This window comes from Sediminicola luteus, from assembly GCF_040566555.1.
Classification (GTDB): domain Bacteria; phylum Bacteroidota; class Bacteroidia; order Flavobacteriales; family Flavobacteriaceae; genus Sediminicola.
In genome coordinates, this window is sequence record NZ_JBEWYP010000007.1 from 188,181 (window position 1) to 210,489 (window position 22,309).

The window sequence follows — 22,309 nt, forward strand, 5'->3', positions numbered from 1 at the left end:
AGCACCGTGAAGTTTGCCCCATATATTATTATCTAACGAAAGTTAGTTATTTTTTATGAACACAGCTAGAGGTCTAGATCCCATTTTCTATTCCTATATGTTTGAGATGAAAGTCCAATGAAGAAATCAATGATTGTGCCGTTCATTACCCATAAATGCTTCCATGGTAGCGTGATTCGCTGCTGAGATGTCTGCTCCCTTAAATACTTTTTGAAGGGTCATAAAAATTATTTTGACATCAAGAGCGAAAGACATATGATTTACATACCAAACATCGTACTCAAATTTTTTGTCCCATGAAATCGCGTTTCGTCCATTTACCTGTGCCCAACCAGTGATTCCCGGTCTTACTTTGTGTCGTAAACGTTGTTCTTCATTATATCTTGGAAGATAGGCAGTGAGAAGGGGCCGAGGTCCAATCAAGGACATATCTCCTTTAAGTACATTTAATAATTGGGGTATCTCGTCCAAAGAAGTTTTTCGCACAAACAACCCTACTTTGGTAAGACGTTTCTCGTCAGGTAATAACTGCCCATTCCTATCCTTCTTATCGTTCATGGACTTGAACTTGATAATTTTAAAGAGTTTTTCATCTTTACCCGGTCTTGACTGGTAAAAAAATGGTTTGCCATTGTTGGTTATAAATAGCATTATTGTAATAATAATAAAAATAGGGGAAAATGCTATAAACGCTACCAGTGATAAGGTGAAATCTAATATTCTTTTAAAAATCCTAGTGTACATACTACTTTTCTTGGGATAAATTTAATTTATAAAAAGAATGTCTTATTTATTTATGGATTAAGAGCAAATAAATAGGTTAAAGTCTACTATAAACAAACAAATAAATTGACATCTATTTAATATCCTTTATTTCCATTGACTTATACTCTTTAAGCAACGCTTCCCAAACAATTTGTTGTTCAAACTTATCTACTATTATTTGGCGATAGGAATCGTTAGGAGCGGCATAATTAGTTTTGTGTTCTAAACAATATTTCATTTGCTCCATTAAAGCAAAACTGTTTTTAACCGGAATAATAGCACCATTTTCACCATTTTTAATAATTTCATTAGAACCATTAATATCAGTGACTATACAATACTTACCCATGGCTCCAGCCTGGAGAATTACATTGGGGAACCCTTCCCTATAACTTGGTAAAACTAATATGTTGGATAAGGCAAAGAATGGACGAACATCATTTTGATGTCCAACATGTAATATATTGGGGTTGCTCTGAATTTCATTTTCAATGTGCGAAGGAATTGGATCAAGATCACTTTCAAATGTGCCCACCAATAGCAATTTAATATTGGGTTTTATTGTCTCTAATTGGGTAAAGGCATTGATAAGTTCAATGATACCCTTATCATTAACAATCCTGCCTACAAATAAAAAAACAAAATCATCGAGTGTATACTTATATTTTGTTCTTAACTCAACTATAGAATTTTGAGGAAATAGGGATGGATCAAAATATTGAACGTCAACACCGTTTACATTCCCATTGGCAATAATTTTAAGTGGTTTACCAGTTATATTATAATTAATAAGATCATTTTTCACACCCTGACCTTCAGGATAAATGGTTGTAGCACAAAAACAGATTATTTTGTCAAAGAAAATAAGGATCTTTTTCATGAAGCCTTCTTTTGTTGGAAAAATAAGTCCGGTAAAAGTATGGGCTCTGTGGGGAACTCTTGCCAAATATGCAGCAACCATGCTTAGAAGTCCAGCTTTGGGGGTAATTGAATGGACTAAAAAAGGTTTTTCTTTCCTGAAAATAATATAAAGTTTATAGAGACTTACCAAGTCCTGGAATGGGCTAATTCTTCTGCTGATATTTACAGGAATAGTCCTAATATTTTCGTTCTCCCTAATGTCCTTATGTCGTTTTCCTTCTGAAGCTAGTCCTATCACCTCATAATATTGATTGAGGTATTTCAGTTGACCATTTAGCAACCCGGCTAAAGAGCCAGGTATGGCAGCAACTCTTAAAACTTTTTTTTTCATTTCAGTAGTTTCTCGTTCTTATATGGGGATAGAATCTTATGAACCAAATTTAGCTATCAAATATTGACTTTTCATAGGTGAGTAGTATTTTATTAAGTTCAAAATCTTTAATTCTTTTCAGGGAATACTTTTTACATGAATTCAAGTATTCTGGATTTTGTAGAAAGTAATTTAATCCTTTTTTCATTAACTCAACATTCCCTACTGGGCTTAAGATACCACTTTTGGTAATCATAATGTCATCATCTAATTCCTGTTCCAATTCTAACATTTCACTAGGTCCGGATTTGCAATTGGTACTTAAAATGGGTAATCCACAACAAATAGCTTCCAATAAAACATTTGGAAACCCTTCATGGTTAGATCCAAACATAAAAAGGTCAGCTTTTTTTAGGTATTTATATGGGTTATTGTCAAAGCCCAACAAAAATACATTATCCTGTAGTCCTTTCTCAGATATTATGCTTATCAATTCTTCTTCTAATGGTCCTTGACCTAATATATAAAGTCTAACATTTTTAAAATCCTGCACAACCTCCAATAACATCTTGTGATTTTTGACGATTTCTAAACGGCCCACAGATATAAGATTAAAATAATTTGGGTCAAAAAAATTGTTTAAGGCAGGTATTTCGTCTATTTTCTGCTTATCGATCGGATTATAAATAGTCTTTATTTTATGAGCATCTACATTGTAATTTTCAACTAGATCCTTACCACTTTCTTTGGCATTACAAATAAGCTGATCAGCTTTTGGATATAATTTTCTTACAAGTATCCTATTAATTTTACTTTGGAGGTCTCCATAGCCATATTGTTCACTAATGTAATTACGCTCACTGATTATTAATTTATAACTGTGATTGGTGAACCACCTAGACATTACATTAATATAATTGGGACGTGTTAAAAGACTAAACGAATGGGTAATCTCAAGTTTTTTGAGTAATCTAGCATATTTATAGGCAAGAAGAGGTAGTTTAACTAGTTTAAGGCTACCATGTTCCTTGGCTTTTGAGGTCTCCAAATAGTGAATGGGAATATCTTTTGGAAGGTCATAAGCAATGGTGCTGTTCATTAAAACAAGTACAACATCAATACCTTTATTTTTTATATAGGGCAGGAGATAGGACACCACTCTTTCGGCCCCACCCCCAGCCATAGAATAAATGAATATGGCAATTTTGGTATTTTTAGCATTCATTATTATTGCTTATCAACTATTTTTTGAAAAAAGGTTTCATATTCATTAAGGATAATTTCCTTGGCAAATTTCTTATATACCGATTCGGAGACCTTCTGAGGATCAAAGAATTCCAAATTGTTCAAGCGATCCAAAAATTCTTCTTGATCTTTGACTATAAATCCATTGATGCCATTTTCAACAATTTCCCCTGTTCCCCCTGGAGCATTAAAGGCTATTACCGGGGTGCCTACGGCACAGCTTTCTAAAAGTGCATTAGGAAACCCTTCCGAGAAGGATCCCTGAAGAAAAAAATCACTTTGGGAAAGATATTTAGATACTTCTCTAGTGAATGTGATAAACGTGACCTTGTCTTTTAGGCCCAAAAAATCCACTTTTTCTAAAATGGCATTTTTTTTGGGTCCATCCCCTATGATGGTGTAGGTAAAAGGCAATTCAAATTTTGATAAAACCTCTAGAATTCTTTCATGTCCCTTTATTTGTGAAAGTCTACCTACTGTAATGAATTTATGAATATTAGTAGTATCAATATTATTTGTAGTTTTAACCTTAAAACTATCGGTTATAGGGTTACGAATTATTTTCAAATTTTCTTCCTTGATTCCAAATTCGTCCTTACAATCCTGAAGCATATCAGCTGATTGGCAAATAATATAATCCAATTTACGCAAAGCGGTTTTTAGCAAAAAAGAGAACAAATAATTTTTATTGCCACTACTATGATAAGAGCTAATTTTACTAATTGCAGCCTGTCTACCTAAAAAATGTATGTTAGGAAATATATAAGAAATCAATCCAATTGCAAGATTTAAGTGGGAGACTGTACCCATTACGATTTGCGGTTTTTCTTTCTTGATACAGCGAATTAAACTTGGAATAGAATATAATACTCTACTTCTGTTTAAGAATATTATTCGCAAATTTGCGGTATCATAAGCAATCTCTTGTTGCGATCCTATAACTATCAAGGTGCAGTCAAAAATGGTGTTATCCAGATTTTTTGTGAGAAAGGTCATTATCCTTTCGGCACCGCCCGCCATTAATGTGGGTAGGACAAAAAGAATTTTAATATTATCTTTGGCCATTAGAATTAAATAGGAAGGTTTAACAGGCTGCCAAAATGTTTGTCATAGAATTCTGGTTCAAATTTCCCTAAACCGGTTTCAGAATGAAAGGTAAGTTCTCCGAAAAATATAGTTTTTTCCATAACATAGAAATCTACCCTGACATAGATAAAATCTTGTGCTATAATTTCTGCCAGATTTTGCATCTGCGCATAAGTGACTGGTTTTTCAATTTGTTTACCATTATTATAAATCCATTGGCAGGGTATAAATTCCCAGTTGACATCATAAAGGTTTCGAGTGTGATTGGTTTGTCTATCTAAATCTACTTGAGTGAAAACGAGTTTTCCATTAAAACAATGCATTTTATAGTCATATGGAATAGCACCATTTTTATCGGTCAACAGTTTTTCTACTACAATCCTTGGTTCAATATTTTTGTATTGCCATTCGCGGGAACTGTAAAAATAGTTCTCCTTCAAATTTTTCTTTAGGTGAAATCGGCTCCTTTTCCAATTAATATCATTTTTATTTTTCACAATTATGCCTCCTGAACTATTGTGGTTTGTTTTAATGATTACAGGGAAATCCGGTAAATTTTCCGGAACGATGTCTTTGGTAGTCTTGGTTTGAAGGACAAGAGGAATTAAATATTCATCCCCAATTTTTCGTGCTATATATTCTCTAACTTTAAATTTATCAGCTGCTTGGGTATGTAACTTAGAGCGGTCATTCAACTTCAACCAATTTATTTTTTCATTAAATGTTTGTGGATAATTAAGGTTTAAACGGTAACCCATGTGTTTTCGGAATTTTAGCTTTATAAATAACTTATCAGGAGTTATTTTTAGAAAAAATTCATAAACCACATAGAAGGGGTGTATTAGATAATAACCAAGTACAGTATTTCTATATAATTTCCCTAAAGTATTTTTCATGTTGAATTAATAACAATGTTTAACTTATTAAATTATAACCTATCTTCATCAGATAGTTTTAAATATTTGTATAAAGTCAATTGGTGTAAATCTAATTTTAATTTTTATAAAAAGATATAATTATTTTATGGAATATCCCTTTCCGTTATTATCCAACCATTGTTTTAAAACCAACAACTTCCAAATAACTGGATAATGATTCCAAGTTCCATTCATATGTTCTTGAATAATTTTTTGCGCCATTTTGGGTTTTATGCCCGGGATATCCTTAAGGTTTTCCAAAGAAAGTTCCGAAAGGACCATATCCTTTAAATCGTTACGAAACCAAACTACAAATGGCATTCCAAAACCTGCCTTGGGACGGTCAAAATAAGACGCTGGCACATGATCATATAAAATATCTTTAAGAATACGTTTTTGATTGCCCTGTTGGTATTTGAAAGTCGTGGGTAGACTTCGCGCCATTTCCACCACCCGGTAATCCAAAAAAGGGGAACGGGCCTCCAAAGAGTAGGCCATAGTGGCGCGGTCTACCTTGGTATTGATATCCCAACTTAAGTAGGTCTTCAGGTCAAAATCTCCAGCTCTTTCATGTAAGTTATTTTGGTCATGCATAAGATATTTTAGTTCCGTAAAATCCATAGGATTATCCCTTCCTTGCAGCCAGATTTCATTTGGTCTATAAAGCGCAGTCAAATAAGCATAGCTATCATTTTTTGAACCAAGAATTTCACCTATGGCTTTATGTCTAGTCTTTGGGGATAATTTCAATAGTTTTGAAATTAGTAATCTAGTTGCATACGAAGCTCTGAAATATTTATGCATTTCATCTATACGAGCATATCTGTGATAGCCTAAAAACGCCTCATCAGCCCCATCGCCCGATAAGGCTACGGTAACTTTTTTTTTGGTGTGTTTGGCCAATAACATAGAAGGGATTGCGGAGGCATCCGCAAAAGGTTCGTCATAATAATGGCTAAAATTAGTAATCAGGTCCATGCCTTCTTTATAATCGCAGTCTATGACGTGGTGGTCCGTTCGCAAATGATCCGCTACTTTTTGGGCATACAGGCTTTCATCAAAGCCCTTTTCATTAAATTTTACGGAAAAGGTCTTTACCTTTTTCTCCGAACTTTTAACCGCAAGCGCGGCAATTAGGGAGGAATCCACACCACCTGATAAAAAGACTCCTAAAGGTACATCGGCAATCATGCGATGCTGCACGGCGTCTGTCAGTAGTGATTCTAGTTGGATCTTGGCCTCTTCATAGGTACCTCCAAAAGCCGGGGCAGTAGGGTGAGCAATGTCCCAATAGGCCCATTGGTTAAAATCTTGGGTCTGAATGTCATAAGTGAAGGCATGGCCGTCCTCCAATTTCTTTACCTCGTTAAAAATGGAATAGGGGTGGGGTATGGTGTTCCAAGCTAAATACTGTTCTATGGCATTTTTGTTAATGGACAAATTTGTATTGCCCAATTGTATGGATGAAATTTGACTGGCAAATTCTATCCCTTTTTTGCTTAACTGATAATAGAATGGTTTTTGCCCCAATCGGTCTTTAGCCCCAAACAAAACCTGTTTTTTTATGTCATAAATCACAAAGGCAAACATGCCGTTAAAATGTTGTACACAGTCTTTTCCATATTCCAAATAGGCCGCACATATCACCTCTGTATCACTGCTGGTGGTAAAACCATAGCCCTTTTTCTTTAGAACATCCCTTATTTCTCCAAAATTGTAAATCTCACCATTAAATACAAGATGTACTTTATTTTGGTAGGCAAAAGGTTGATTAGATCTTGCGTCTAAATCAATTATAGATAAACGGTTATGTCCAAAAGTCACTAATCCTTTGGAAGTGTCATAACTAGCCACACCCATTTGATCTGGACCTCTAAATTGGGTACGTTCTAGCTTTTGTCTTACCAGTTCCTGGCTATAAGGTAAGGTTGTTCCGTATATTCCGCACATAATTGTTTATTATTGTTAGTTCTATATATATTTATTTCCTTCTCAAAAGTCTAAATAATCAATTCATTGTATATAAACCCTTTAATATCAAAATACTAATTGGGCTGTTTAAAGTTATTAACTTGGTAAAACAGATTTTATAACGACCATCCATTTTTTTGCAATATTTTCTATTTCGTATTGACTACTTTGTTCTATAGCTTTTTTACTAAAAGATTTTTGTAATTCTTGATCTTCAATGAGAGTATCAATTTTACGAACTAGGGCTTCATGATCACCCACATGGATCAAAAACCCATTGACTCCATCGGTAATCAAATCTGCTGGACCGTGCGGGCAATCGGTGGAAATAGATGGTATTCCAAAATATAGCGCTTCCAATAGTGCATTAGGAAAACCTTCATGCTCTGAAGTGAACACAAACATTGATGCTTTGTTATAATAATAGGAAACATCTTTTTGCTCACCTTTAAATTCAATGCGTTCAGATACACCCAATTCAACAGCTAAAGCTTTATACAAATCAATATCAGTTCCACTGCCTATAAAAACTAAACGCCATGAAGTATTTGATAGTTTTGCAAATGCCCTTATTAGAACATCTTGAGCTTTACCTTTTCGAAAAGCCCCTACATTTAAGATTGTTTTTTCGCTAAAATTCTTAAGTAACTGTCTTTTTGATTTTAGGTCAAAGGATACCGCGTTTGGGATAATTTCGATTTGGTTTGATGGTATGATTTTTTGGTAATACTTTCTATTACCCTCTGTTTGCACTATAAGACGGGAACTATAAGGATAACTAAAATTGCGCAATAGCTCTTGTATTTTAGGTAAAGATGCGACGTCATGGTTTGCACGCTCACTTATTACACATGCCAAATTTAACCATTTAGCAGCCCAAATCGTATAAATATTTGAAGTGTGCATAAAGCTTATAGCCACCTCTGCTTCTTCCGTTTTTAGTAATTTAACCAATCTATGGATTCGCACCATTCCATTTGTAATAGATTGAATGGGATTTGTTCGTTCTTTTGGCTGCTCTAAGCAGTAATGCAGCCTTACCTTGGGATCCAATTCAAAAAAAGGTGTGGTCTTGACCAAGGTTATGATTGAGACTTGATGTTGATTTACAAAATAATTCGCCAAACCAGTGACGGAACGTTCTGCCCCCCCGGAACCCAAGCCATAAATAACAAATGCAATTTTCATAATTGTACCACGTGTAATTTGAGATGATGAATTTTCGTAATCGTTCTGAAATTCATAGATTCAAAAACGATAATTTAGCCAAATATTTACTTATTCTATTGTAATATCCTTTTCTAGCACTGTTTCCACTGTCTTGGTTAAAATTTGATATTGCAACCACATAGAAAAGAACAATAGATAACCATTGTCCCAATAATTGTGATTGGTGGCCATATATAAACAAAGTGCGAATAGCATTAAAAATAGGTGTGGATGCTGTTTAAAATTGGCCCAGGCCGTTTTTAACAGGAAACCATAGAGTGCTAGCATAATCAGCAAGGTTAATATACCCCCTTCTCCCATAGTTTTTATATAGGCATTGTGCGGTCCCATTACGGACACCTTGGCACCACCCTCAAATGCACCCCAGCCGTGGCCAAAAATTGGTTTGTCCATTAACGCTGGATAGTAAATGGCCCATGTGTGGGTGCGACTATCTTCTTCAAGCTTATTGGTGTTTTGCGATTTGCCTTCTAAGATGTTGCTCATAGCTTCCAAACGCGGATTTTTTTTAGGTAAAAATGCGTTATAGGTCAAGAAACCAATAAAAAGACCTACACCCGCTGCCAAGATGCGTATATTCTTTATTGAAACCCGAATTGATAGTATATTGATAAAAAGCCAGACTACAATAAAGGTTCGGGAAAAGGTTAAAAAACCAATGATGGTAAAGGCAATTTGACCTATGGTTCGATATTTTTTTTCTACGCCAAAGCTAAGGGCATAACCCATCATGCAAATAAATCCAAGGGAATTGGGATTTAAATAAAAACCGCTATACCGCCCACCGTCTTTCAAAGGATTGTAATAGACAAACATTTGAAGAAAAACGGTCAAAGCTCCTATTAACAAGAACAAAATTAATTCCTTTTTCGAAGTCGCCTTCACCACTTCATAGCCTCCAATGACAATAATAAAATATTTAATAATAACGAAGAGATAATCAATAATATCCTCAGGAATATAGGCTTGTCCCGACAAACTTCCAATCAAAAAATACAAAGTGCCCATCAATAACATCCATCGATTTAAAGATCTTTTTTTTGTCAAAAAAAAATACATCACCATCAAGCCAAAGGATAAATAACTTAACATGCTGGAATAGGTAGGATTTTCATTTGCTAAAACAAAATCCGGAATGTTCAACATGATTAAAAAAAGCGTAGCATATTTTATTAAGGTTAACAACAAGTCGTCATGTATTATTATTTACGGACCAAAATTAAGTATAAGTCAGGCAATTTGTGGCAGAAAAAAGATATAATGTAATATTAAACCTTTTAAAGGCAGTTTTACAATAATAAAATATATTAAACAGGGGTTGTAGTTTTTAAAGTTTGACCCTTTTCCATAGATTGGGATTTGATTTAAAACTATTCCCAAATCCTTACAGGCATGGTCAACATTTTGGTCCCTCCCTTACGGCAAAATATACGGATTTTATCATTTCATCCTCTGTAAGGAAGGAATGTTCTTGGTATTCTTTCTGATCTTCCCTTTCGGGTTCGCCATAATGTGAGTAGTAAAGATTATTTTCCTGATTTCTTTCGAGAACTCAAAGAATACCTTGAGCTCTTCACAATTGTCGCTTCAGTTCTTTATAACATAGGAATTATCTTCGTCCCATTTTCTGGGCAAAAACTTCCAGGGCCATCTAGGTGGCCTCTTGCTTGGGGGCGTTGCATTAAATGCACCATATCGCTCTTGCCCAACGCTACCTTTTTTTCGTTACTGTGCAGTCCAGCGGCATTTGGACCTTTTTGTTGATAACCTTGTAGTTCTCACGTACCTTGATAAGACGATGTCGTGTATCTTGATACGAAGATAGACAGGCTTCAAAGGCGTTGTTGCAGGGCAACAATATCACCTGCTATTTCTGCGATAATCAAGTGGTAGTCAAGTTTACCTTCGAGCATTTTTTAATATAGAACTTTTAGATTTCCATGAGAAAACTGGTAGGCTCATCACCGATCTTGAACTGTTTAAAGTCATCATCGACAGATTAAACTACTTTTTCCTAAAGGGCAAAAAATAAAATTAAACAAAAAAATTGCGGAGGTCATACCCCCGCAATTTTCCTATGTACACATTTCATGAGATAGTCTCATAAGGCTCTATATCAATTTACTGCAGGAGAGAATGTAAAAACACTTCCAAATTGGTATAATCGGCGTTCAGATCTTTTCCTGTTGCTGTTTTAGATAGGTCTCCGAACGTAGCAATTTCCCAACTGTCTGCCATACCATCCTTATCTGTATCATAATTATCTGGTCTTGATGTAGCTGTTTTTGATGGTACAGAAATATTACTTAAACCTCCCCCCCCTGTTGCATAGTCCGCTAATAACTGTTTGTCTAAAGCATCCCTGTGGATAGAGTTTCCAACGTTTGAATTAAATACTAGATTTTCTATTCCTCTCTGTGTACTTTCCCATGAAGATATTGAGCTACTTGTAATGACTCTACTAGTTTTTAAGTATGCGCTTATACCAGAATCATAAGTTCCTGCTGGCATTGGGTTGACAAAATAATTATTTTCCACATACAAACCACCGTCGGTTTCAGTAGCATTAGGATTATTGGTCTTATTTGCCTGATAACTTATAACATTCCACCTTGGTGTAGTATTAGCAAATGCTTTATAAACATTACCTATAAGGTCAACCACGCTACCGTAAGCGATATTTGTTGCCCCTTGAAAACCATAAATAACATTATTAATCATCTCAGCATTTTCCTTATCCAAACCATATCCAAAGAATACACTTCTATCATTTTCATGGGAGAAGTAATTGCCGTATATGGTGGCGTTGTAGGCATAATCACCAATTAACATATTATAGGCGCTATTGCCTTTTCCTATCATAGAATTTTGTAATGTAAAATCTGTAACCCTTGTGGCGAAACTTGATCCTCCATTATATTCTATATTTTCATCCGTTGCATGTGAAAGGGTTACGTGGTCAAGAATAATGTTCGATTGTACATAGCCGCCTGTCCCCCAATTCCGTACCCTTATAGCATCCTCCCCATCTCCGCTATTATTCGGTCTTATAGTTAGGTACCTTATAATTACATTTGACGTATATATATTTAGGCCGTGTCCGGTTATAGTAATGCCTGGAAAGGGCGCGGTTTGCCCAGCAATAGTTATGTTTTCCTCTGCTTTGTTTTGTGTAAAATTAGAACTTCCTAAAAGTAAAGGGGATTTTAGAACTATATTTCCGCCAACATCAAAAACAACAGTCCGAGTCCCTTTTGATTTTAAGGCATCCCTAAGACTCCCAGGGCCATTGTCATTAAGATTTGTGACGTGAATAACTTTACCACCGCGTCCGCCTGTAGCATTCTTTCCAAAACCTACGGCAGTTGGAAATGCTTTTAATTCATAAGCAAAGGGCTCAGTAGAGGAGGTTTGGGAATCATTAGGATTTGCTTCTTCTTCCTGAGGTTCACCTTTTGTTGTTCTATATGTAACCGCTAATTTGGGACCCATTTTATTGGGATTTTCCTTAGAGGTAATAGAAAAATCATTACCATTCTCTTGTTCCAGAACAAGGCTGATTTTTTCATTGGTGATTAAATTTTTATTGATGACAATATTTTCGGTGACTCCTGTGTTGAATACTTTTGAAAATGCAGCTATTTCGCTGTCTTTACCCGGAGCAGAAGTTGCAGATAATTTGTTTTCTGACCAATCATTATGGGTTCCCTTGAATATTTTAATTGTACCGTCTCCCGCATCACTGTCAATGGTGAGTTGTAGTTCAACATTTTCCAATTCGCCTTCAATAACACTTAGATCAAACATAAGATAACTGGTACGGTCATTGGTCTGTACTCTTATAATTTGATCGTCATATCCTTTTCCCTCTTGAACATAAGCATCATTAATTGGCGAGAGCATTACCGTTTTGGAAACAAGACTATCTTTAGCTTCCTCATCAGCCGAACCATTCTCCAATTCAGTTGGGTTTTCTGGTAGAAGTATCGCTTCTGCAAATAAATCGGAGTCTTTTTCACAAGAAATTTGAAAGAAAACGACAAAAATAAGTAGGATCAAAGATTTGATTTTCGTGGGGTGGGGCATCATCATAAACTAGGTTAAAGGGTTAACAGTAAAACTATTTGGGTGAAACAATATTACTTTATATTTTGAAATTATCGTTAAAAGGCCAGTTATTTTCGATGAAATACAGTTCTTTTTAACAGAAATAAAAGTTATGTAATAGCTTCTCACTCTTTAGGTTATAGTTTTACCTTTTTCTTTTGAGGTATTTTTTTAATCGTTAGAGCAACTTTTGCCCAACAGAGGGTTTTACGTTTATAAAGAAGGTATTGGATCTGAGAGATGTCGTTTTTAACGTTTTGTTAACTAAAAAATCGATAAACTGCACAAATATTTGTTGTACTTCGAGTTTTAGAGTAATCTAGGAAATTAGAACAAACGTATATAAGGTTTGATCGAAAAGTGGGAGCGTGAAAATAAATGATACTTCTGAAATCTAAAATCTAAAAGTGGTAAAGACTAAAGCTGTCCGTTGTTCGGAAAGGTAAGAACACCCATTACATCATTAATTATTCCGTTTTCTGTTAAGAATAAGGCCATATCTTCGACTAAAAACTGTTCATGAGCAACAGTTAATACAATTGCATTAAATTTTTTTTTGGTATATTTTTAAGGGCAAGTATACCATGCTCTTTTAGTACATCTTCTAATGTGTCGGCAAAGGCATCTATTTTCTTATAATATTGATAATATTATTTTAAAGCATTGGAAAGCGCGCAATAGAATTGATGAATTAATTGGTACGGAATAATATTTTAGACTTAAATAAGTAAAAAGGTAGCATTACAAAAAGGTGTCGCCAATGCATTTAGGAATTAAATAAAGGGACCAAATTTTTATTATTGCACAACTAATAGTAATATGAAGAAGTAATAAAAAAGTAGCTAGAAGAACCAAGGGCATACAAAATATACTGAGTTACACCGAAAATGAACTCAAATTATTTTAGTACTACTTTGACTCTGCCTCGCGATAGTTCATTAATTAATTTCTTCATTTTAAAGGAGTTTGGGATCTAGTAATGATTTGATTAAATTGACTTTTATCAATGATTAACATTATTTCTTTTGTTAAATACAGTAGCAAGCAAAAACAGTTCAAAGAAGTTATTTTCGTTGTTTTTATTGGGCGCTTATTTTAATTCACTCCATATTTGATTTAAACTCCATTCTGAAATTTTACGCTCCGTATGTATAGTATCAGAAAGTACTTGAAATCTGTCATTTTCGAATTCTTTAACCAAATTGGATATAAATGTATCGTATTGTAAATAACCATCACTGACATAACAACAAGGGTCGTATTTATTCAAAATTTGGGTTTGTGAACGATTTTCCCCTGAAGCTCCAAAAATATATAAATTCAAATAGTTTATTTTGGTGGATACCTCGGGAAATGTTTGTTAGAAATCTCCATAGTTCCTGGATTGTTCTTGGTAACGGAGAAACATAGGTGATGTTCTGGCTACAAGAAAACTGGTTTTAATCCTCGTATCCATGGTCGCAGCCAAGGTGGTCGTCCAGCGCCCGCCGCCTACACCTACCATGGTTATATCCTTAAATTTTTTACCATCAGCATAATTGAGCATGGTGATTACTGGAGCAATAAAGTATTACAGTGGGTGGTCTAAATACTTAAACTCCTCATGATTGGATAATTGAATTTTCCGGATTTTTGGTATTTCTACTACTGGCCAATTGTTTCCACCTTTTAAGAGCATAGAAAATGCGCACATTGTGAAGCCTTTATCTACTAAATAAGCAATGGTCTTTATTCTGATTAGAAAACCCCCGTCATGACCTTGATGATATAACACTAATCAGTTGTTTCCTTCTTTTGGATGAAAGAAATAACCAATGGATGGGATATTATATTTTTGAGTGATTTGAGACTTTTCTAATCGATTTATATTGGCGAGGTCCTTAAAGGAATTATCCTTTACAGTGAATATGGTATCATATTTCAATTCCATAAAGTTTTATTCACCGAATAATAATAATAATAATAATACCTTTAACACAGTCCGCTAAGAATCACTGTTTGCCGCTGTTACAGAAACCAGCATTTCTAGGTCTTTTTAGTCATAAGCAACATTCTCTAGGGCATTTTCAAGTTGTATTTCTGTATTATCTTACATGCCTTTAAGTAATCTGTAAAGGAATACTTGGTTTTTGCCTATTAATATACCATACAATAAAGCCATAAGAATTAATATAATGATCATTACTAAGCGTAATATTGATCTTGTACTCATTTTATTAATTTTTTTGGCAATTTAGAAAGTAAAACATTTTGGATGAATAGTAAAAAAGGGTACTTCAACGAGCTATTAATTTGAGTAACGCTTTTTTAGGAGCACACCATAAGAAAATTAGCCAGGCACTTAATAATTTATTTCCCTTTAGCTTTAACTGCTTGTCTTTATAATAAAGGGAAGATCTAGTGTAATCGAAAGCGATATCCCTATAATGGCCTGTGAAGAGAATTTCTTTTAAATTGCTTTTTTTAAGATGATAGTATGCCGTATAGTAATTCACTTTTTGAACATCTTTATATGATTTTTTTTTATGGATGAGGCCATCTTCCGAAAGCCAATACCGCCTATGGATCATATTTACACATAAAAAGTCATATTGGGTATTAATATTATTCCAAGTGGCTGATTCACTAATAAAGGAATTGAAATGCACGTACATTTTAAATTCTCTTAAAACAGCGGTACGCCAACAATGCCATTTTTCACCTATAATGGGCTGCTTCCTGTCCAATACCCGTTCCTTAAAACCTACCTGCCAAAAATTTTTGGGCCATGGTTCACCCACTAAATTACCTATCTCGTCTTGTACCAATGTCCATACTGCCCCAATTTTATTGGCATTTTCTGTAGTTTCTATACCTTCCCAAATAATTTTTAGGTCTGCCAAGGTATTTGCGTCAAAGGTGTCATCACTATCAGCTATAATGGTATACGGGTGATTACAAAGAGCCAAACCTTCATTTACGGCATAAGATTTTCCTTGGTTTTTGGACATTTTATGGTAGATAATATCAAAGTTGCTTTTACTTTTCCAGCCATTAACAATTTCTTCGGTATCGTCCGAACTACCATCGTCAGAAATAATCCATTCGAAATCGGTATATGTTTGATTCAATAAGGACTTATATACTCTTGGTAGTTCTTTGACCCTATTATAAGTTGGTGTAAGAATACTAAACATATGTTGTTATTTTAAAATAGATGATTTTAATCGTTTCACAAGATCCCTGCAATAAGAGTTACTGGCATAAAGTAAAAAACCATAGCTAACTGCGCTAATTAAACTCACCAATAAAACGTTCAAAATCCATTGATAAAAATTAATGGGTTTTGTAATTATATTGGACAAAATAAAATGCGTAATTATCAGACTAACTACATAAGTGAGGAGTAGTTTCAAAACTCCTAATACATAGGTCATGTGGCTACTTTTAAAACCCCATTTATATACATAATAGGGTCTCCATAATCCCTCTATGCTAAGTACGCTACAGAAAGTACCAATCAATAGGCCTACTATACCTAATTGTTGTACTAAAATTATAGAGAGCGTTAGATTAATTATACTTTTTACAATTGGTGCCCAAACGTCATCGTAAAGGCCATAAGCCTGTTTAAAAACTTCGGTAGGCTGCACCACTTGTCGCAGGAAAAAGATGGCTGCAAAAACAATCACCGTATTTTCTGATAGCATGTATTTTTGGCCCAACCACAGGCCAATGAACGGGTTGATCAGATAAAAAATATTAATAGCGCCGAACCCTCCAATAAAATAGCGTAGGACCATCATTTCCCAAAACACTTGTTTAATGTTGTCAGGTTTATTTTCTGCTACCAAATTGCCAACACTAGCATTAGAACCGGCAAACGCCTTTGTGACCAAGGTGCCCAAATTTACCAAAACCATTTGGTAGTTGGCAAAATAAGCTACCAATTCTGCGCTCAAGAAAAAGAAAATAAGAATATTATCCAGGCCACCGGCAAAAAATTCCCCTATTTTGTGAATACTTATTTGCTTAATCTTTTTCACCAACATGGTATAACTCTCAAACTTACGCTCATCTTTACTAAGCTTTTTTGAAAGTAAAAGCCAGGGGTATTCCGTGAAAATTTTTTTCCGAATAAGTATGGTGTACAAAAGCCCGGATAATACCTCCAAAGAAATCCATAAAACAAAGCTTTGCAAATAATAGACTGAGAATGCCTGCAATACAATCTTGGAAATATTGAAAGATTGATAATACTTTGCTACTATATAATCTTTCTGATCGGCTTGTAGGAGAATAACATGATAATTAAAAAAATATCCTAGTAAAGAGGCAGATAGTAATCCAAAGAAGGTCAAGTAAACCAACCATAAATTTATTTCCACGTCCTTGAAGATTAATGGAAAAAAGAGAGAGAGTATGAAGCTGCCCACCAATATGAACAAGCCTATTTTCTTATAGATATGTCCAAAAAAATTAATAATGTGGTTAATCTCCTTATGATTCCCTTGGTGCAAGGGTTTGTATAAGGTATAACCAATGGCAGTGCCAATACCCAAATCTGCAAGATTAATAAAGGTTAGAAAACTACCTAAGGTAGAAACTATACCCATATATTCATCACCTAAGCCATCCAGAAAAATTTTTCGGGAGATAAATTGCGAAGTAATAAATAGGAAGTGGAAAAATAAACCAACCTTTGCGTTCCTAATGGTATTGGCCAATCTAGACATATGATTGTCTTAAAAATAATTGTTGTTCGATAGGGCGTACGTAATCATCGTTTGGAACATTATTTGGACGTAATTTATGTATTATCATTTTAGGCAAACCTTACAAACGTGCATCCACCCGCTCTTTTACAATCCCCTTTACGTCATATAGCACCCCGTTCTCCGAGAGCATGTCTCTAAGTCCCATTTTAAGGAATTCCTTATGTGCAACAGTTAAAACAACCGCATCATATTTTTTTGTAGGCGTTTCTTTGGTAGTATCTAAATTATATTCATGTTTAACTTCCTTCGGCGAAGCCCAAGGATCATATACTGTCACCTCTGCACCATAACTCAATAAGTTGTTTATTACATCAACGGCCTTGGTGTTCCGAACGTCAGGACAGTTTTCCTTAAATGTGATACCCAATACCAGTATTTTAGATCCTTTCACTTTAATGTCCCTTTGAACCATTAGTTTTACAACTTCTGAAGCGACATATTTGCCCATCCCATCATTCATGCGTCTCCCGGTCAGTATAATCTCAGGGTGATACCCATACTCTTGTGCTTTTTGTGCCAAGTAATAAGGGTCCACACCAATACAATGTCCGCCTACAAGGCCTGGTTTAAAAGGTAGGAAATTCCATTTGGTGCCTGCAGCTTCCAATACTTCATGGGTGTCAATGTCCATAAGGTTAAATATCTTGGCCAATTCGTTTACAAAGGCAATGTTGATATCGCGTTGTGAATTTTCTATGACCTTTGCCGCTTCTGCCACTTTAATACTGGGGGCTAAATGTGTACCTGCCGAAATAATGGAGGCGTATAAATCGTTTACTCTCTTCCCAATTTCTGGAGTGGAGCCAGAGGTTACCTTCAGAATCTTCTCTACGGTATGTTCCTTGTCGCCCGGGTTGATCCGTTCCGGAGAGTAACCAGCAAAAAAATCCTGATTAAATTTAAGGCCACTTATCCGTTCCAGCACAGGTACGCATTCATCTTCGGTGGCCCCAGGGTATACAGTAGATTCATAGACTACTATGTCTCCTTTCTTCAAAACCTTGCCTACGGTCTCACTGGCCTTGTATAGCGGCGTTAGAATAGGCCTATTGGTAGAATCCACTGGGGTGGGCACAGTTACTATATAATAAGTGCAATCTGCTATATCATCCATGTTATCGGTACAAAACAGACCGGTGTTCATCTGTGGCGTTTCACATAAAACAGCTTGTAATACTTCGTCTTCCACTTCCAGGGTGCTATCTGTCCCTGTCTTCAGTTCTTTAATCCTATCTTGGTTAATATCAAAGCCTATGGTTGCGTATTTGGTTGCGAACAAACGGGCCAAGGGAAGGCCTACATAGCCCAACCCTATTACTGCAATCTTAATTTTATTCATTTTCTTAATTTATATATATTATTTTAAATTTTTCCAATACCACTTTACGGCTTCCTTAAGACCCTTTTCAATATTAAATTGGGGATCGTACCCTAATAAGGTTTTGGCTTTATCTATTGAGGCAAGGGAGTGTGGGACATCTCCTTGGCGGTTTGGACCATAATTCACCTCTACTTCGGCTATTCTTGGGTCAAATTCGCTTAGGTATTCTTTTAAAAGACCTACCAACTGTTTTAAATCCGTACGTTCCCCATAGGCCACATTATATACTGTATTGATTGCGTCTTTGTTAGTGGTGTGGATTGCCCTAAGGTTCATTTGTACTACGTTGTCTATGTATGTAAAATCCCTGGAATAACTTCCATCGCCATTGATAATCGGTGACTCATGGCTCATAAGTTGCATTACAAATTTTGGAATTACGGCGGCGTAGGCCCCATTGGGATCTTGTTTCCGTCCAAAAACATTAAAATAACGCAACCCAATGGTCTCCAAACCATAGGTCTTACTAAAAATTTCGGCGTATAATTCGTTTACATATTTAGTAATAGCGTAGGGGGAGAGGGGTTTGCCAATTACGTCTTCCACCTTGGGAAGGCCTTTGCTATCCCCATATGTAGAGGAGCTTGCGGCATATACAAAGCGTTTAACCTTGGCATCCCGCGCAGCTACCAGCATGTTTAAAAATCCGGAAACATTTACCGCATTGGAGGTAATGGGGTCGTTGATCGACCTGGGTACGGATCCCAAAGCCGCCTGGTGCAATATAAAATCCACTCCTTCACAAGCCTTTTGGCAATCCTCCAGATTTCTAATATCGCCTTCTATTAATTTAAACTTCGGATTAGGCAGTAAATGGGCAATATTCTCTCGTTTCCCGGTAGCAAAATTATCCAAACAAGTTACAACGTTGCCATTTTTTAAAAGTGATTCACAAAGGTTGGAGCCAATAAAACCTGCACCACCTGTTATAAGTATAGATTTATTTGGGTCTAAATTTATATCCATTATCGACATTTATTATTTTAATTTTAACTTAAGTTAAATAACTAAACTATTTTAAATCTTTTCGGTCATCATCAAATAGTTGTCAAATATTGTAATAGCCTTTATACCAATCAATAAATTTTGAAACTCCTTCTTTTATTGGGGTGTTGGGACTATAATTATAATCATTGATTAGATCATCCACATTTGCCCACGTTCTGGAAACATCCCCAGGTTGCATAGGGAGCATGTTTTTCTGTGCTGTAATACCCAGCTTTGATTCAATGGATTCTATGAAATCGGTCAGTTTTACAGTGTTATTGTTCCCTATGTTATAGATTTTGTATAACGATCTTTCCTTGCGCTTAGCAATAGGTTCTACCAATATTCGTTCTACGCCTTCAACAATATCGTCAATATAGGTGAAATCCCTTTCCATGTTCCCATGATTGAATACATCTATGGATTTGTTTTTTATAATCGCGTCTGTAAACAGGAAAAGGGCCATGTCCGGTCTTCCCCAAGGGCCGTAAACTGTAAAAAAACGAAGTCCCGTAGTTGGAATTCCAAACAAATGGCTGTAGGTGTGCGCCATGAGCTCATTGCTTTTCTTGCTGGCGGCGTATAAACTTATCGGATGGTCCACATTGTCATTCGTAGAAAAAGGAACCTTTTTATTAAGACCGTATACACTAGAGCTGCTGGCATACACCAAATGTTCAATTTGGTGATGTCTGCAACATTCCAATAAGTTGACAAAACCCACTATGTTGCTGTCCACATAGGCCGATGGGTTCTCTAGGCTGTACCGCACCCCTGCCTGGGCCGCAAGATTACAGACCACATTAAATTTTTCCTTTTCAAAGAGATTTGATAAGTTCTCCTTGTCTTCCAAATTTAAGCGGACAAAACTAAATTTGGACCCATGCTTACTACTAAGGCACTTTTTTAAAGGTGTCTCAGCCTCAGCTTTTGCAACGCCTAATTCTTGTAACCTGCCAAACTTAAGGCCCTGGTCATAATAATCATTAATGCTATCAATACCAATAACGGTAAATCCTTTGTTTAAAAGTGATTCGCATAGGTGATAGCCAATAAATCCGGCAGCTCCTGTAACTAGAATTTTCAAGATTGCCCTATTTTATAAAATTCAAATCCCTTGGCAGTCATTGTTTCTGAATCCAGAAGTCTTCGTCCGTCAAAAACAAAAGCTGGTTTCAACATATTGTTATATATCTTGTCCCAGTCATACGTTTTAAACTCATCCCATTCCGTTAGAATAGCGATGGCATGGGCTTCTTCTGTAGCTTTGATAGGGTCCTTTACCACTTTTAACAACCTTCTGTTCTCTTCAGGAGTTCTGGTGTTCAGGTAATCCATATCAGCATAAATAGTTTTTTCTGAAACTTTTGGATCATATACAATAATCTCGGCTCTTTCTTCCAATAAGGCATCTGCTACATATATGGCAGCTGATTCCCTGGTATCGTTGGTATCCTTTTTAAATGCCCAACCATAGAACACTATTTTTTTGCCGGATACTGTGTTGTAAAGTGTTGATATAATGTTTTCTGCAAAGCGTCTTTTTTGATAATCATTCATAATAATGACCTGTTCCCAATAATCAGCAACCTCTTGAAGGCCAAAACTACTAGCAATATAGACGAGGTTCAAAATATCCTTTTGAAAACATGAACCTCCAAAGCCTACAGAAGAATTAAGGAATTTGGACCCAATTCTGCTATCATAACCTATGGCCCTTGCAACCTCTGCTACGTTGGCATCGGTACGTTCACATAGTGCTGAAATAGAGTTGATGGAAGATACCCTTTGCGCCAAAAAGGCATTAGCAACTAGCTTGGAAAGTTCTGAGGACCACACATTGGTCTGAAGTATACGATCTTTTGGTAACCAATGTTCGTAAATAGCACTTAAAGTATCTTTGGCTTTCTGGCCAGTAGGGGTGTCATCACCACCAATCAATACACGATCTGCATTTAATAAATCATCTACAGCTGTTCCTTCGGCTAGGAACTCAGGATTGGAAAGGATTTCAAAATTCACGCCATTTCCGGTGTTTTCCAAAATACTCTTAATAGCCCCCGCTGTTCTTACGGGAAGGGTAGATTTTTCTACCACTATCTTATCAGTTTTGGCAACCTTGGCAATATTTCTAGCACAAAGCTCTATAAATTTTAAATCGGCAGCCTGTCCTTTTCCTTTGCCATAGGTTTTTGTGGGGGTATTAACAGAGATAAATATAATATCCGCTTCTTCTATGGCCTTATCCACTTCAGTGGAGAAGAAAAGGTTCTTATTACGGTTAGAGGCAATGATCTCTTTTAGGCCTGGTTCATATACCGGAAGCTTATCCAAATCTTCATCATTCCATTGGTTAATTCTATCCTGATTGATATCCACCACGGTAACCTGTATTTCTGGACATTGGTTTGCAATCACGGACATGGTTGGACCTCCGACATATCCGGCTCCAATACAACATATTTTTGTAGTCTTTTTCATTTGGCTTTGTACTTTTCTAAAAAGGGTTCAAAGATGACAAATATAATTCTTTAGTAGTGAATATTGTCGTTAAAGGGCGTATTTATAGGTTTTTGGTAATTGACTCAAAGGGTGTAGGTATTTTATCGATTAAGGTATTTTGGTTTAATCG

The 22,309-nt window shown here is 35.7% G+C and carries 17 protein-coding genes; all 17 read right to left on the reverse strand.

Annotated elements, in window-relative coordinates; all coding sequences use genetic code 11:
* Positions 1 to 126: 126 nt before the first annotated feature.
* Positions 127 to 744: a sugar transferase gene (locus ABXZ32_RS12685; protein WP_354619048.1), complete on the reverse strand. Its 618-nt coding sequence runs from the start codon at positions 742 to 744 to the stop codon at positions 127 to 129.
* 112 nt (positions 745 to 856) lie between these two features.
* Entirely contained in the window at positions 857 to 2,017 is a 1,161-nt protein-coding gene (locus ABXZ32_RS12690; protein WP_354619049.1) for a glycosyltransferase family 4 protein, read from the reverse strand.
* 49 nt (positions 2,018 to 2,066) lie between these two features.
* A complete protein-coding gene (locus tag ABXZ32_RS12695; protein ID WP_354619050.1) occupies positions 2,067 to 3,221 on the reverse strand; it encodes a glycosyltransferase in 1,155 nt (384 codons plus the stop codon).
* 2 nt (positions 3,222 to 3,223) lie between these two features.
* The gene (locus tag ABXZ32_RS12700; RefSeq protein ID WP_354619051.1) at positions 3,224 to 4,306 is read right to left on the reverse strand and encodes a glycosyltransferase; all 1,083 of its coding nucleotides are present in this window, start codon (positions 4,304 to 4,306) and stop codon (positions 3,224 to 3,226) included.
* 5 nt (positions 4,307 to 4,311) lie between these two features.
* The gene (locus tag ABXZ32_RS12705; protein ID WP_354619052.1) at positions 4,312 to 5,223 is read right to left on the reverse strand and encodes an ATP-grasp fold amidoligase family protein; all 912 of its coding nucleotides are present in this window, start codon (positions 5,221 to 5,223) and stop codon (positions 4,312 to 4,314) included.
* Positions 5,224 to 5,343: 120 nt separating this feature from the next.
* Positions 5,344 to 7,194, reverse strand: coding sequence for an asparagine synthase (glutamine-hydrolyzing) (gene asnB / locus ABXZ32_RS12710; protein WP_354619053.1), 1,851 nt, complete (start codon positions 7,192 to 7,194; stop codon positions 5,344 to 5,346).
* Between the two features lie 117 nt (positions 7,195 to 7,311).
* A complete protein-coding gene (locus ABXZ32_RS12715) occupies positions 7,312 to 8,403 on the reverse strand; it encodes a glycosyltransferase family 4 protein (RefSeq protein ID WP_354619054.1) in 1,092 nt (363 codons plus the stop codon).
* 90 nt (positions 8,404 to 8,493) lie between these two features.
* Positions 8,494 to 9,453 (reverse strand): O-antigen ligase family protein, encoded by a 960-nt coding sequence (locus ABXZ32_RS12720; protein WP_354619055.1) that lies wholly within the window; start codon positions 9,451 to 9,453, stop codon positions 8,494 to 8,496.
* A 1,113-nt stretch (positions 9,454 to 10,566) separates the two neighbouring features.
* Positions 10,567 to 12,504, reverse strand: a complete 1,938-nt coding sequence (locus tag ABXZ32_RS12725) for a CBM96 family carbohydrate-binding protein (RefSeq protein WP_354619056.1) — start codon at positions 12,502 to 12,504, stop codon at positions 10,567 to 10,569.
* A gap of 1,408 nt (positions 12,505 to 13,912) precedes the next feature.
* Positions 13,913 to 14,098 (reverse strand): hypothetical protein, encoded by a 186-nt coding sequence (locus ABXZ32_RS12730; RefSeq protein ID WP_354619057.1) that lies wholly within the window; start codon positions 14,096 to 14,098, stop codon positions 13,913 to 13,915.
* Between the two features lie 231 nt (positions 14,099 to 14,329).
* The gene (locus ABXZ32_RS12735) at positions 14,330 to 14,482 is read right to left on the reverse strand and encodes a hypothetical protein (RefSeq protein ID WP_354619058.1); all 153 of its coding nucleotides are present in this window, start codon (positions 14,480 to 14,482) and stop codon (positions 14,330 to 14,332) included.
* Positions 14,483 to 14,828: 346 nt separating this feature from the next.
* Positions 14,829 to 15,728, reverse strand: coding sequence for a glycosyltransferase family 2 protein (locus tag ABXZ32_RS12740; protein ID WP_354619060.1), 900 nt, complete (start codon positions 15,726 to 15,728; stop codon positions 14,829 to 14,831).
* 6 nt (positions 15,729 to 15,734) lie between these two features.
* Positions 15,735 to 17,267: a lipopolysaccharide biosynthesis protein gene (locus tag ABXZ32_RS12745; RefSeq protein ID WP_354619061.1), complete on the reverse strand. Its 1,533-nt coding sequence runs from the start codon at positions 17,265 to 17,267 to the stop codon at positions 15,735 to 15,737.
* 100 nt (positions 17,268 to 17,367) lie between these two features.
* Positions 17,368 to 18,648, reverse strand: a complete 1,281-nt coding sequence (locus tag ABXZ32_RS12750; protein WP_354619062.1) for a nucleotide sugar dehydrogenase — start codon at positions 18,646 to 18,648, stop codon at positions 17,368 to 17,370.
* An 18-nt stretch (positions 18,649 to 18,666) separates the two neighbouring features.
* Positions 18,667 to 19,665 (reverse strand): SDR family oxidoreductase, encoded by a 999-nt coding sequence (locus tag ABXZ32_RS12755; RefSeq protein ID WP_354619063.1) that lies wholly within the window; start codon positions 19,663 to 19,665, stop codon positions 18,667 to 18,669.
* A gap of 73 nt (positions 19,666 to 19,738) precedes the next feature.
* Positions 19,739 to 20,764, reverse strand: a complete 1,026-nt coding sequence (locus ABXZ32_RS12760; protein ID WP_354619064.1) for an NAD-dependent epimerase — start codon at positions 20,762 to 20,764, stop codon at positions 19,739 to 19,741.
* Entirely contained in the window at positions 20,761 to 22,158 is a 1,398-nt protein-coding gene (locus ABXZ32_RS12765; protein WP_354619065.1) for a nucleotide sugar dehydrogenase, read from the reverse strand. Before ABXZ32_RS12765 ends, ABXZ32_RS12760 begins: the two co-directional genes overlap by 4 nt.
* Between the last annotated feature and the right edge of the window lie 151 nt (positions 22,159 to 22,309).